Here is a 13986-nt window from a genome sequence, read left to right as displayed (position 1 = left end):
TTAATTTTCATTTTTTTATTTGTTATATGTCAATCAAAAATATAACTGATAACTTCGATCGCCTGATCAACGGTCTCTACGGTTACATTTGCTTTGTTTGAAAGTTCTTTTAATGGGTGAATTAATGATTCAGGTCTAATGATAATCGTAGGCTTGTTCATGGCAATGGCCATGCTAGCGTCCATTGCAGTATTCCATTGTTTATATTTTTCTCCGAATAAGGCTATGACGATATCTGCTTTCTGCATTAAAACTTGTGTTCTGAAATTATTAATATCTGATGCTGCATCATCTTTATATAGGTTAGATGGCTGTTTTCCTATAATCTCTTCGCCGATATTGTCTGAACGATCATGATTTGTTTGCGGGGCTACAAATCGAAGCGGAAGATTTTTTGACTTTGCTTTTTGTGCAACTTCATCTCTCCAATCATCATGAATCTGACCAGCTAAATAAACAATAAGTTCCATTCTGATTCCTCCAATACTATTTGAACTTATTTATATATTACCTAACTTGATGGAGTTTTCAAAGTAATCACGGTTATAGGAGCGGTCATATGGTTTGAGCTGATATAATAGAAAAGCAGTTGAACAAGAAAAAATCTAAGTCCTTTGCTTTTTGGTTTATAAAAATACCATTCAGGACCGATATACGTTAAAATAAACATTGCCGATTTTAACAGGTAGTTTTGTATAAATTATAAATGTCTAAATATACTTGTGTTTGTTAGTAAGATATTTAGCATGGTATAAGTGTAAAAGAAGTAGAAACATTATTTTCGAAGAGAATTTAAAGTAATATCCATATTGAGAGGATTTGAGTTTGACATGATAGATAATTTTTGGCGTGATTTACCACGACCATTTTTTGTACTAGCGCCAATGGAAGATGTAACAGATGTTGTTTTTCGTCATGTAGTGAGTAAAGCAGGTAGACCGGATGTGTTTTTCACAGAGTTTACAAACTCGGATAGCTATTGTCATCCAGAGGGTATGAAAAGTGTACGTGGCCGTTTGATTTTTACAGAAGATGAACAACCGATGGTAGCCCATATATGGGGGGATAATCCCGAATATTTCCGTAGAATGAGTATAGGCATGGCAGAGCTAGGTTTTAAAGGAATTGACATTAATATGGGCTGTCCTGTACCGAATGTAGCAACAAGAGGGAAAGGTAGCGGTCTAATCTTGCATCCAGATGTTGCGGCAGAACTTATTGAAGCAGCTAAAGCGGGAGGACTACCTGTCAGTGTTAAGACAAGGCTCGGTTACACAGAAGTAGACGAGTGGAAAGAGTGGTTAAAGCATATTTTAAAGCAGAATATTGCCAACCTTTCTATTCATTTACGTACAAGAAAAGAAATGAGCCAAGTAGATGCGCATTGGGAGCTAATTCCGGAAATTAAAAAGTTACGTGATGAAATTGCCCCAAATACGCTGCTAACAATCAATGGAGATATTCCTGACCGTCAAACTGGGCTCGAGCTTGTTGAAAAATATGGTATTGATGGAGTTATGATCGGTCGAGGTATTTTTAAAAATCCTTTTGCTTTTGAAAAAGAGCCGAAAGAGCATAGCACTACGGAATACCTAGATCTTCTAAGATTGCAATTGGATCTTCAAGATCACTATTCAGCAGAATTGCCACGTTCCATCACAGCACTGCATCGCTTTTTCAAAATTTACGTTAAAGGATTCCGCGGAGCTGGTGAATTAAGAAATCAATTAATGAGCACCAAATCCACAGATGAAGTGCGTGCGCTGCTTGATAATTTTGAATCAAACAATGTTGATTGAAAATGGTTGGTAAAATGATGTAAAGGCAAAAAAGTTAGAGTTAATTAAGCAGTAAATTAGGGGTACTAGATATAGAAAGAATACGGTGGGTAAGTTTAAAAAGAAGATGATTTTATTGAATAGTAAGGGTCGGAAATAAATGAATAAATATGATGCTTGTTATGAAAGTTAAAATTCAACAGAACATGATAGAATTTAATGTTCAGTACGGAAACAGAGAGAAGCTATCTATTCATATAGATTCGGTGGGTTTCATAACTGTTAAAGTACCCAAAGGCACAAGTGAAGAAATTATTGCTAGTGCAATAGAAAGTAAAGGGCAGTGGATATTAGAGAAAATCCATGAAATTGAAGTAGCTCGAGAAACTCCTAAGGCAAGAGAGTATCACGCTCAAGGAAAGTTTTTATACCTTGGAAAAGAGTGTCTTCTTCATGAATTAATAGATTGTAGTGAGTTAAATGAAGAGGCACTTAAAAGAAATCTAAAGAAGTTCTATATGAATAGATGTAAATCGATTGTAGGAGAACGGATAAAAATATATCAAAAACAACTGAAGGTAAAACCTAAGATCATTGAAATAGTAGAGTCTAAAAGCAAGTGGGGTAGTTGTAGTTCGGATAGAAGGCTAACCTTTAATTATCGTTTAGCTATGGCTCCGGTTGAAGTTATCGATTATGTGATAATCCATGAGTTATGTCATTTAATTCACATGAACCATGATCGATCATTTTGGAGACGTGTTGGAAGTATTATGCCAGACTATAAAGAAAAAGAAGCGTTTTTAGCAAGACACGGACATTCCATGTTACTTTAATAATTCGGTTACATTTCGAGGGAAATGTAACCGATTTTTTTTGTGCTCTTTAGATTTTGGGCAGCAAAAATAAGCATTGCCATAGATAATTTTTTAATTCCACGTAGGGTGGTCAACGCATATTATGCTATTCCTTTGCCTACAAAAACACGCTCTATCGTTTCTTTACGTCTCGCATATATTTGTTTGATATCATTTTGATGATAAGGAGGATCCGCTTCTTCATCATACCGCGATCAAATATGGCGTTCAATTTTTTTGATGATCCTTACTATTTGAACATTAATCTAGTAAGGAACAGTTTACACAATGAGTTGGGTTCGATTGGTATCCAATCAACCAATCTATCGTAGCTAAATAGTCCTTAATCTTGGTAGTATTGTGAAAACGCTAAGCTTTTCTCATTCTATAGTCGGATATATTCTAATAGAAATCAATTTTAAAATTGAGTAGATGAATAATAAATGCTGTTGTCCAATGATATATGGTTTAACTTTACTAATTGATAAAGAGGTGCAGAGATGTTTAAAAAGCTATTTCAAAAATCACAACCATCGCAATTAAAAAATCAGGTAGAGCTATGTGTATCAAATCGAATTTATGATAGCCAAGAGATTGATATATTATTAAATAGTGAAGATATTGAACTTCACGAGGTAGGCTGCAATTCACAATGTGAAGTTTGTGATATTGGCTATTATGCAATTGTAAATGGAGAAGTATTATGTGCAAATAGTGCACCTGAATTATTAGAGCAAATTGATGAGGAATTGGAACAAAACTCGATTATTTCTTAAATATACGAAAAGGCAAGTGCCATCACATATTGTATACACTTAAAATCTAAATAAAGCTCCAGACAAGCGCTCCCTGTTTGATAGGTGGGCGCTATTTTTGTTTGCTTCTTTATTGACAAAGAAACCTAATTAAAATAAAATGAATCGTACACGATGTATCGTGTGCGATTTAATTGCGAAAGGGGATTTACTATTGAATAGAGCTGAGTTTATAGGGGAATCCATTGATTTTCTACATAAATATACGATGAAAAGTCTACAGAAAACTGCGGAGGAGCATGGCGTAACAATTCCGCAAATTAGGGTAATTGGAGATGTGTATTCTCATAAAACCGTTAGTATAAAGCAACTCTCTCAAAATTTGAAAATGACCCAAAGTACGGTTTCAGATATTGTAGATAGGCTTATTGCTAAAAAACTACTTGTGAAAATGCCAAATCAAAAAGATAAACGTCTAGTAGATATTTCTTTATCTCCTAGATTAGCTGAAGATATTGATGAGAGCATATCAGAACTGACGAATCAGTCATTGATTGGAGTATTGGATCTTTTAAATCCTAGCGAACAGGAAACGGTAGAGAAAGGAATGAAATTATTAGTTACAGCAGTTAAAGAAAAAATGATTGCTGAAGGAATGGATAACTATGATTTCATCGACATCTTGTACTTCTCCGAAAAGGATAAACGTGGGAAATAACATTTAATAATGGAGGATATAAGGTGAAAAGTATTATAAAAGGGCGTTGGGCCATCTTTTCCATTTGGCTTATCGCGACAATATTATTAACAGTCATTCAGCCTGATATTAATGCGATACTACGGCAACAAGGGCAAGAAGGTACAAGCAGTAGCAGTCCCTCTGTAATGGCAGGGGAAATTTTGGACAAGATGAATACTACTGAGGGTACAGACAATCTAATAGTTTTTTACGATGAACAAAAAATATCTGATGAAGAAATGAAGCAAATAGGAGATGCAGTAGAGTCAATTCGTGATAGTAGTGCAGAACTTGGTGTTACCGACATGATTGACCCATTCAGTATGCCTGATGCAAAAAGCTCTTTAGTTTCAGATGATGGTACAACCTTAATGGTAAGCTATAAGCTTGATAAAAAAGGCCGAGAAATAGACGATATTAAAGAACTGTTTGAAAGAAAACTGGAAAGTCTACCAGTTGAGTATTATCTTAGCGGGGAAGATTTTATTAATAATGACTATTTAAAGGCATCGCAAGCTGGTGTTGAAAAAAGTGCTGCATTGACAGTAATCTTTATTCTAGTAGTACTGATTATTGCTTTTAGATCTGTTGTTACACCATTTATCTCCCTAATAGCGGTGGCGTTTTCATATCTTGTTTCAATGGGGATTGCCGCGCAATTAATTGATAAAGCAGATTTCCCAATAACGAGTCTTACACAAATGCTATTAGTGCTGATTCTTTTTGGGATTGGAACGGATTATAATATCCTTTTATTTAACCGATTTAAGGAAGAACTGGGGCAAGGGCACTCAATAGATGACTCGATCATCAATACGTATAAAACAGCAGGTAAAACAATTGCATATAGTATTCTTACTGTATTCATTGCATTCCTGGCGCTTGTTTTCTCTGAGTCACCAATCTATAAATCTGGTGTTGTCGTCGTCATTGGCGTCACCATATTATTATTAGAAATTTTGACATTAACACCTTTTATTATGAAAGTGTTAGGTAAGAAAATTTTCTGGCCATCTAAAAATGCTGGTGGACATAAAGAAAATAAATTCTGGGAGAAAACCTCTTCCTTTGGTATAAAACATCCCATTCTTGTCACGGTGATTATTCTTTTAATCATTGGTCCAATGATCTTCTTTCATGAAGAGAAATTGAACTTTGATACGGTCGGAGAACTTGGAGATAGCTATCCTTCCTCAAAAGCTATTAATCTAGTAGCCGATCATTTTGGGAAAGGGCAAGCGATGCCGGCTACGGTAGTTATTGAAAACGATGAAGCACTTGATCAAAATGAAACGCTTGCTGTACTTGATAATATAGCAGAAAGATTGAAGGCGTTAAAAGGTGTCAAAATGGTTTCTTCCGTGACGCAGCCTCAAGGGGAACAAATTGCTGACTTTTATGTCGACAGCCAAATGGGAAGTGTAACAGAAGGAATTTCCCAAACGCAAAATGGAGTTGACCAAATTTATAATGGGTTGGCAGAAGCTCAAAAAGGTCTTGAATCAGCCGACTTTTCTGAAGTAAATAAAATGGTCGACGGCACTGCAAAACTCCAAGATGGTATGACAGCATTAACAAGTGGATTAAAACAAATCCAAGCGGGAATCGATGATGGGACAAGCAATCCACAAACGATTAATAATGGATTGTCTACTATCGAAACGAATCTCTCAGCTATGAGTAGTGGTGTATCCGTACTAGCCGACAGTTATGAAAAAATGCAAGCTGGCTACGCTGAGATGGGAACACATTATCAAGATGCAGCAAAGGCATTACTTGGGGTTAAAGATGCATTAACACAAATGAAATCTATGACTGATGCATTAGCTAGTAGTTATGCAGATTCTAGTAGTGATGCAAATTTCCAGGCGTTGAAACAAACGATTGATCAGCTATCAAACTCCTTAAACCAAATTACGCCAGAAAGTATAGCTGCATTAAATGAAAATTATAATACGGTCACTGCAGGCTTTAATAATGCAAATAAAAATCTTGCAAACATTAGTAACGGTTTAACTCAGATGGCAGATGGTTTGAAAAAGTTAAAGACTGGTCTTGGACAAGCATCTTCAGGCATTAACACAATCGTTACGAATATGAATGCTGTCAATACTGGACTTGGTCAAATGAAGGCTGGTCAAGAGCAGCTAATAGCAGGTCTAAGTGGATTCGGTGAATTCGGTAAAAAATTAACAGATGTAAACGATGGATTACAAGGTATTTCAGATGGACTTGGGCAAACAAATGGTTATTTAACTCAGTTAAATACCAATAAGACATTTTTTATACCAGAGGAAGCATTAACTAACGAGGAATTTAAAAAATCGTTGGATGCATTCATGTCGGAAGATCGTAAAATTACCAAAATGACCATTGTTTTAAAAGATGATCCTTATTCTGACGAAGCATTGGCAACGATTAATCAAATCAATGATACACTCTCAGATGGATTAAAAGGTACTGTACTTTCAGATGCGAAAAGTGGAACAGTGGGAACAAGTGCGACTACGAATGATATGAATGATGTTTTATCAAGAGATTTAAGCAGAACAACGGTAATCGTAATTATTGGTGTATTGCTTGTCTTGTTCTTGGTTATTCGCTCTTTCTGGACACCGGTATTTATTACGGCATCTCTTGTTGGAGCTTACTATACAGCGATGTTCATTATCAATTTCATTTTCCTAAATCTGTTAGGATATGCGGGGATTTCTTCCTTTGTACCGTTCTTCTCCTTTATTATCATTGTGGCACTTGGAGTGGACTATAGCATATTCTTGATGATGCGCTTTAAGGAATATCCGGATCTATCTCCAAAAGAAGCCATTGTGTTAGCATCTAAGCATACTGGTGGTGTTATCATCTCAGCAGTAATAATACTTGGCGGTACTTTTGCAACATTAATACCAGCCGGAATTATCTTGTTAACGGAATTAGCAATTGCGGTCATTACAGGGCTGATTGTGCTATGCTTTATTTTATTGCCGCTCTTTGTTCCGGCATTGATGGCTTTACCAGATGCACTAGCAAATTTATTTTCTAAGGAAAAAAAGAGGATATAAGATTGTAATAAAGAAGGGAATGAATCATTTTTACTAAATGATTCATTTCTTTCTTTTTTTGCTTTAGGAAATAATAAAATATATGTTATAAGCGATAAAACTTTTTATAATATAGGATATTTAGTTCATTGGAGCTAACGCGTTAGATTTATCATCAGTTCATGTGCAATATAGGGATAATGCGTCGTAAAGCCCTATTAGGTGGCCGCTAAGATTTTCGCTACAATCGTACGCTTTCCGCTGGGTAAGCGATGAGCCATCCCCGCCGCTTAGGCGTACGTTGGGCTGTCTCATTTTGCTCACTTATCCGGCTGGAGTCGACGCTTGCAGCGAAAATCAATGGAAATCACTTGCTTATTCAATATTTGATTGCTAATCAGCTTCAAATCTTACAATATATGGTTGAATGAGACAATACCCACCGCCAACGAGATAAACTAGTCTTTGAACACGACAAACTAGTCGAGCAGATGCCGGCCAGGCGAGTTCGGCGGGCTTTTAGGCTTATTATCCCTATAATATGCCGAAATCATAGTCGTCTCAATCTAAGTAAACTTGCTATTGTAAGAAATTAGTTGCTTTCAATGGCAATTTAGTTGCTCTCGCGCTGGTTTGGTAGCTTTCGGAGCAGAATTAGTTGCTTTCAATGAACGATTTGTTGCCCTAAGCTATTTATTGGGTTAAAGTAACCGAAAAATTGTAGTTGGTTTTATTTTTTTGCAAGTCAATACGGAGTAAGTAAGCAAACTCCATTGGATTTTCGCAGCAGGGAGGCGACTCCAGTAGGATCAAGTGAGTAAAATGAGCCTTCACAACGTACGCGCGTAGGCGCGGCGGTGAAGGCTCATCGCTCCCCCTACGGAAAGCGTCCACCCTGCTGCGAAAATCCCTGCGGACACTTTATACAACTCACTAAGACGCATTTTCCCTATAATGTAGAACATTCCCTTCATTGTTCCTCATGTCATATCCATTAGTGACAGGTGCTTTCATTTTGGTCGGTTTAAGAGATCTATAAAACCCGTTATGTGTTTTGAGGTTGCAAGAATTGCACTAATTGAGTACATTGAAGATTAGAAAATTGTATTGGAATGAGGCATAAATCAATGACATTACAACAATTAAAGTACGTAATTGAAGTTGCAAGAAGTCGTTCCATCAGTAAGGCTGCACAAAATTTATTTATTAGTCAGCCGAGTCTTTCGAATGCGTTGAAAGAGTTGGAAACTGAAATTGGCATAGTCATTTTTTTGAGGACGAATAAAGGAATTATTATTACATCTGAAGGGGCCGAGTTTTTAGGATATGCGAGGCAAGTAGTTGAACAAGCTGAACTATTGGAAAATCGATATTCCAATACGCAATCATTGCAACAGCATTTTTCTGTATCGGCTCAGCATTATGCATTTGCAGTAAGTGCATTTGTACGCTTACTAAAAGAATACAATCGGGATGAGTATGAATTCACTTTAAGAGAAACAAAGACTTATGAAATAATTGAAGATGTGAAAAACCTTCGTAGTGAAATTGGCATTTTATATGTAAATGACTTCAATAATAAAGTCATTCATAAATTTCTTAGAGAAGGTAATCTTCTTTTTCATGAGCTATTTGAAGCAAAGCCGCATGTATTTATTAGCTCGCGAAATCCACTCGCCAAGCAAGACTTTGTGACGTTAACAGATTTACTCCCTTATCCGTATCTTTCTTTCGAACAAGGCGATTATAATTCTTTTTACTTTTCGGAGGAAATTTTAAGTACGATTTCCAGACCTAAAAATATTACTGTCAGTGATCGGGCCACACTCTTTAATTTACTAATTGGATTAAATGGTTATACAATTTCTACGGGTGTGATTAGTCATGAACTAAATAGTAAAGATATCGTCTCAATTCCTTTACATGTAGATGAACGGATTACGGTTGGGTATATTACACATAAAAACGTCAAACAAAGTCCATTAGCGAGCATTTATATTGAGTATTTAAAAGAAACCATTGCGGAAGAACAAGTCCGTCTATAGTTTTAAACTATAGCTAGTGATACATTTTATGTGTTATATATGAGCAGTTTTATCATGCTACAATCTCTTTACATTACAAATCAAATTCAATTTGCATTGGAGAGGTTACCATGAATAAAGTGAACCCTATTGAAATAGTTAATCAGAGTAGATTAAAGGGCTTTCATTATATTGTGATTGTTTGTTTATTTTTTATCATGATGTTCGACGGCTACGATGTTGTTATTTATGGGGCGACCATTCCTCTTTTAAAAGCAGATTGGGGAATTTCGGATATAGTAGCAGGGTCAATCGGTAGTTATACGACAATTGGTACGGCAATTGGTGCTGTTTTGTTCGGACTATATGCAGATCGTTTCGGGAAAAAACGCATTATTATTTTTACAACTTTCTTATTCAGTTTCTTTACATTATTATCTGGATTTGCATCGACGCCTGTATTCTTTGTCATTTGTCGTGTTATTGCGGGGTTAGGATTTGGTGGGGTTATGCCTAATATCGCGGCTTTAATCTCAGAATATGCTCCGACAAAATACCGTGTCGCTATTATTTCATTTATTTTTTGTGGCTACTCTATTGGTGCAATAATTGCATCATTTAGCGGTCAAGTATTTCTTGAAAAATTAGGTTGGCAGCCAGTTTATTGGATTGGTGGATTACCACTACTTTTATTGCCATTTGTTATACGTATCCTTCCAGAATCGATTAGTTCTTTAATGAAACAAAAGGATCCAAAACGTCTTGTTGCTGTACTTAGAAAAATAGATCCAACGCTTTCGAAAGACGTCCAATTTACATATGTCCAACAGGAACAGCTACAAAAATCTTCGGTTCGTGATCTTTTTAAAAACAAGCTTGCTTTAAGTACGATGATGTTCTGGCTCTCTTGTTTCTGTACATTTATACTGATGTATTCTTTAAATACATGGCTTCCGACATTAATGATGAATGTTGGCTATGATCTAAAATCAAGTCTATTGTTTGTAGCGGTACTACAAGTAGGGGCTATTATTGGAACAATGATATTCGGAAACCTTATTCAATTATTTGGTTTCAAACGTGTGCTTATCCCACTTTATATAGTAGGGGCTGTATCATTGGTGTTTATCGGCTACTCGGAAAATATTTATATAGCTTATGGGCTAATTGCACTTATAGGGGCTTCTACAATAGGTTTACAAAATATGTCTAATGCCTATGTGGCGGAGTATTACTCAGTCGATGTACGAGCAGCAGCACTCGGTAGTACAATGGCATTCGGACGAATCGGTTCCATTGTTGCTCCAACTTATATGGGAATTCTATTAACTTTTAATCTTCAACCTCAGTTTAACTTCTTTGCGATTGGTATTGCTGCGATTTTTGGTGCAATCGCAATGAGCTTCATTCGTGAAGACAAGGCAGACTATGCAGTAGAGAAACAAGTAACTTCTAATAAAATCCCAACCTTAAAATCTTTTGCAAATAGATTATAAAGACTTCGCTACATTCAGCAGATAATTTCTACGGAGCTGAACGAAGGGAAGCAAAAGCAAATACGCCGAGGCATATTTAATAAAGTATTTAATGGACCTTTATAAAAAGGACCAAATGACATCTGAATGATAGTTGGTTTAAAGGAATTAGAGTGAGACTTATTCACGCTGATTCCTCTTTATATGTAATCAATAATAATTACATGCAAAATGCTCAATACGTTTTTTCCTTATAAAATACTCGTTTCATAACCATACTAAGATGGAGGTGAAGTGAATGTATAAATTATTGTCTCATAATGATTTAGATGGGGTAGGATGTGGCATTTTAGCAAAGCTTGCTTTTGGTAAGCAAGTGAAGGTGCGATATAATTCGGTAGCATCGCTAAATCGTGAGATAGAATTTTTTTTAGAAAATGATCATCCAGATACGTTTTTATTTATTACTGATTTGTCTCCGAATAAAGAAAATGAAAAGAGGCTCCATGATTTTTATGGTGCAAAAGGGAAAGTTCAACTACTTGATCATCACAAAACGGCTTTACATTTTAATGATTATGAATGGGGTTATGTATTAGTTGAAGATGATGAAGGAAAATTAACTTCAGCTACATCCTTATATTATCAATATCTTGTTAAGAATAAACTGTTAGAAGCAACGGATGCTATTAGTGAATTTGTGGAGTTAGTTCGGCAGTATGATACATGGGAGTGGGAAAAGAATGAGAACCATCAAGCTCATTCGCTAAATTCGCTCTTCTATTTAGTGTCTATTGATGATTTTGAAGAAAAAATGATAGAGCGCCTTCTTACAAGTGAACATTTTGATTTTGATGAATTTGAAAAGAAATTGCTGAATATGGAAGAAGATAAAATAGATCGTTACATTCGTCGGAAAAAAAGGGAAATCGTACAGTTAGAAACTGAGAAGTATATGGCTGGTATTGTTTATGCAGAATCCTATCATTCCGAGTTAGGAAACGAACTAGGGAAAGAAAATCCTCATCTCGACTATATCGCAATATTAAATATGGGGGCAAAACGAGTATCATTGCGTACGATTCATAATCATATAGATGTATCTGAAGTTGCAGGATATTTCGGTGGTGGCGGACATCAGAAAGCATCCGGTTGTTCTTTAACAGATGAAGCATATAAGCAGTTTGTATTAGATACATTTCATTTAGAGCCAATACAAGAAGATGCGAGTAGAAATCGTTATAATTTGAAACAGTCTTTATTTGGTTCGTTGTACAAAAATAGAAGGGAAGATGTTTTTCTTCTTTATCCAATAAATGATCAGAGCTGGATGATTGAAAAAAATAAAGCCATAATGGAACAAACCTTTACAAATTTTGAAGAAGCCGAGCAATTTCTAAAGCGAAATTATGAAGCTTGGCTTGTAAGGGATGAACATTTTGTCGAGTATTTAATGAATGAGGTAAAAAGGTAACGAGAATTAATAAGAGTTACCACTAATCTGGTATGTAATTGAACTTGAAGGAGATATTTTAATTAAGTCCTGAAATCTAAATTAGATTTCAGGGCTTTTTTATGTAGGAAGATTATCTATTACATTGGACTAAAATTACGAGTAAAAATAATTAACACATACATGACGAAAATATAAAATGGCATTTTGTACTCTTCCCAGACCGTATTATGATAAACTAAAAGAAAAATTACTAGATTTAATATTCTGAAAAATAATTTAGAATAATTCTTTAAATGAGAAAAGGGGTGAAAATAGAAGGCATAAGTGATGATTTATTTTAGGGTAAAAATCAAAGAAGGAGTGATTCAATTGTCATCAATATCATTAAGGAAAGAGAAAGTAGGCATTATTCTTGAAAAGAAAAAGTTAGTGAACGAGAAGGCGAGAGTTGGCTTAGTTTTAGATATCTCAGGCTCTATGAGAAGTTTATATAAAAGTGGTGAAGTACAAAAGGTTGTAGAACGTGTATTAGCTGTGGCGAGTCAATTCGATGATGACGGGGCACTAGATGTTTGGGTGTATGATAATGAGTTTTCGCGTCTTCCTGCCGCGACGGAAAAGAACTTTGATGGATACGTTGATCAATATATCTTAAAAAATGAATCCGTGCATAAATTTGGCAGGAATGATGAGCCAAGAGTCATGGAGGACGTTATTCAAAAATATATCCGGGAAGACTCTAGTGAGGAACCAGTGTTTCTTGTATTTATTAATGATGGTGGATGTAAGACAGGGATAAAAAAGCCAATAGTGCAATCATCAGACAAACCGATATTTTGGCAATTTGTTGGAGTGGGAGATTCCAATTTTGAAGTCTTAAAAAAATTGGATGTAATGGAAGGACGTTTTATCGATAATGCAAGTTTCTTTCACATTTTGGAAATAGAGAAAATGTCTGATGATGATTTATACAACGAATTGCTTAACGAGTTTCCGATGTGGTTGAAAGAGGCAAGAGAAAAGAAGGTATTAAAATAAGTTTGTGTATCCGAGAGACTTTGACGAACTCTCGGATACACAATTTCCTTTTAGCAGTGTACATTGGTGCATCTTTAATATTATGAAGACACTTCTATTTACTCTTTACTTTGTACTTCCAATTCACTATTTAATACTTTTAATAAAATGTAACATATAAGATTATAATAATTGCCAATGAAAAGGCGTCTTGTAAAAGAAACTGTTAGTAATATGATTACTCCCCTTATACATGCATTTATGCCAATGTGCAGTTCTTTATTATATCTTTACTACCCCTAAAAGCCCCATATATTCAGCGTTTAGGTTACGCCACTCGTCTTATCACGTCTCCAAAAGTCATTCTTCCACAAATCATTTATCCGATGATAGAAGTGTTTAAACTTCATAACCGTAGATGAAGTAATATCCTCATGGACAATATAGATAACAACATCAATCCCTTCCTCCCAAAGTGTAGTAATAATTTAACCGCTATTAACTACTCTGTCGCATCTTGATGTAAATCCTTTGTTTGGCATCTAGCAAATTTGCAAGCGTAAATATGAGCCGCTTATTGTCCTAAGAGAAACAGCTCGTTAACGATAAAACGCCTATTTCTATTCATTCTTTGGCTTGCTAACCTCTCTGGATTCTTTTCGAGAAAATAAGTAGATAATGTTCACCTGGTGTATAAGCAAATTGATTGTGATGAGCATGTCTAGTTTTCAGTTTTTAGGAGAATACTGGCCTTAATATGTTTCATTAGGGTACATGGAAAAGATCAATAGGGGATGAGAGTATGACATATCTCTCTATCAATCTTTCGACCATCTATCCCGTT

The 13986-nt window shown here is 35.5% G+C and carries 10 protein-coding genes and 1 pseudogene; 9 read left to right on the top strand and 2 right to left on the bottom strand.

Annotated features, from left to right (window positions below; all coding sequences use genetic code 11):
* Nucleotides 1-29: 29 nt before the first annotated feature.
* Complete coding sequence (locus ACIQ38_RS19095) at nt 30-470, bottom strand: YtoQ family protein (protein WP_402826828.1); 441 nt, start codon at nt 468-470, stop codon at nt 30-32.
* A 360-nt stretch (nt 471-830) separates the two neighbouring features.
* On the opposite strand from ACIQ38_RS19095, the gene ACIQ38_RS19090 reads away from it, so the two are divergent.
* Together ACIQ38_RS19090 and ACIQ38_RS19085 are read left to right on the top strand one after the other, a co-directional pair.
* On the top strand, nt 831-1799 hold the full coding sequence (locus tag ACIQ38_RS19090; RefSeq protein WP_402826825.1) for a tRNA dihydrouridine synthase: 969 nt from the start codon (nt 831-833) through the stop codon (nt 1797-1799).
* 161 nt (nt 1800-1960) lie between these two features.
* Entirely contained in the window at nt 1961-2614 is a 654-nt protein-coding gene (locus ACIQ38_RS19085; protein WP_402826822.1) for a M48 family metallopeptidase, read from the top strand.
* A gap of 8 nt (nt 2615-2622) precedes the next feature.
* Here the strand turns inward: ACIQ38_RS19085 and ACIQ38_RS19080 are convergent.
* Nucleotides 2623-2944 (bottom strand): annotated as a pseudogene (locus tag ACIQ38_RS19080) (transposase); the annotation flags it as partial.
* A gap of 191 nt (nt 2945-3135) precedes the next feature.
* On the opposite strand from ACIQ38_RS19080, the gene ACIQ38_RS19075 reads away from it, so the two are divergent.
* From ACIQ38_RS19075 to ACIQ38_RS19045, 7 genes are all read left to right on the top strand, one after another.
* Entirely contained in the window at nt 3136-3411 is a 276-nt protein-coding gene (locus ACIQ38_RS19075) for a DUF1450 domain-containing protein (protein ID WP_402826819.1), read from the top strand.
* A gap of 193 nt (nt 3412-3604) precedes the next feature.
* Entirely contained in the window at nt 3605-4108 is a 504-nt protein-coding gene (locus ACIQ38_RS19070; RefSeq protein ID WP_402826816.1) for a MarR family winged helix-turn-helix transcriptional regulator, read from the top strand.
* Nucleotides 4109-4131: 23 nt separating this feature from the next.
* Complete coding sequence (locus ACIQ38_RS19065; protein ID WP_402826813.1) at nt 4132-7191, top strand: MMPL family transporter; 3060 nt, start codon at nt 4132-4134, stop codon at nt 7189-7191.
* Between the two features lie 1106 nt (nt 7192-8297).
* Nucleotides 8298-9215, top strand: coding sequence for a LysR family transcriptional regulator (locus ACIQ38_RS19060; protein WP_402826810.1), 918 nt, complete (start codon nt 8298-8300; stop codon nt 9213-9215).
* A gap of 110 nt (nt 9216-9325) precedes the next feature.
* Nucleotides 9326-10690, top strand: a complete 1365-nt coding sequence (locus ACIQ38_RS19055; RefSeq protein WP_402826807.1) for an MFS transporter — start codon at nt 9326-9328, stop codon at nt 10688-10690.
* A gap of 277 nt (nt 10691-10967) precedes the next feature.
* Nucleotides 10968-12143 (top strand): DHH family phosphoesterase, encoded by a 1176-nt coding sequence (locus ACIQ38_RS19050; RefSeq protein WP_402826804.1) that lies wholly within the window; start codon nt 10968-10970, stop codon nt 12141-12143.
* Between the two features lie 351 nt (nt 12144-12494).
* Nucleotides 12495-13163, top strand: a complete 669-nt coding sequence (locus tag ACIQ38_RS19045) for a vWA domain-containing protein (protein ID WP_402826801.1) — start codon at nt 12495-12497, stop codon at nt 13161-13163.
* Nucleotides 13164-13986 lie beyond the last annotated feature (823 nt).

Origin of the sequence: Psychrobacillus sp. NPDC096389 (genome assembly GCF_044762855.1) — a bacterium.
Classification (GTDB): Bacteria; Bacillota; Bacilli; order Bacillales_A; family Planococcaceae; genus Psychrobacillus.
Note: the sequence above shows the minus strand (reverse complement) of the source record. Positions and strands in the feature narration are given on the sequence as shown.

Excerpts from the sequence above, each read along its gene's own strand:
- ACIQ38_RS19075 (WP_402826819.1), top strand. The coding sequence starts at position 3,136 with ATGTTTAAAAAGCTATTTCAAAAATCACAACCATCGCAATTAAAAAAT.
- ACIQ38_RS19055 (WP_402826807.1), top strand. The coding sequence starts at position 9,326 with ATGAATAAAGTGAACCCTATTGAAATAGTTAATCAGAGTAGATTAAAG.
- ACIQ38_RS19060 (WP_402826810.1), top strand. The coding sequence starts at position 8,298 with ATGACATTACAACAATTAAAGTACGTAATTGAAGTTGCAAGAAGTCGT.
- ACIQ38_RS19090 (WP_402826825.1), top strand. The coding sequence starts at position 831 with ATGATAGATAATTTTTGGCGTGATTTACCACGACCATTTTTTGTACTA.
- ACIQ38_RS19050 (WP_402826804.1), top strand. The coding sequence starts at position 10,968 with ATGTATAAATTATTGTCTCATAATGATTTAGATGGGGTAGGATGTGGC.
- ACIQ38_RS19085 (WP_402826822.1), top strand. The coding sequence starts at position 1,961 with ATGAAAGTTAAAATTCAACAGAACATGATAGAATTTAATGTTCAGTAC.
- ACIQ38_RS19095 (WP_402826828.1), bottom strand. The coding sequence starts at position 470 with ATGGAACTTATTGTTTATTTAGCTGGTCAGATTCATGATGATTGGAGA.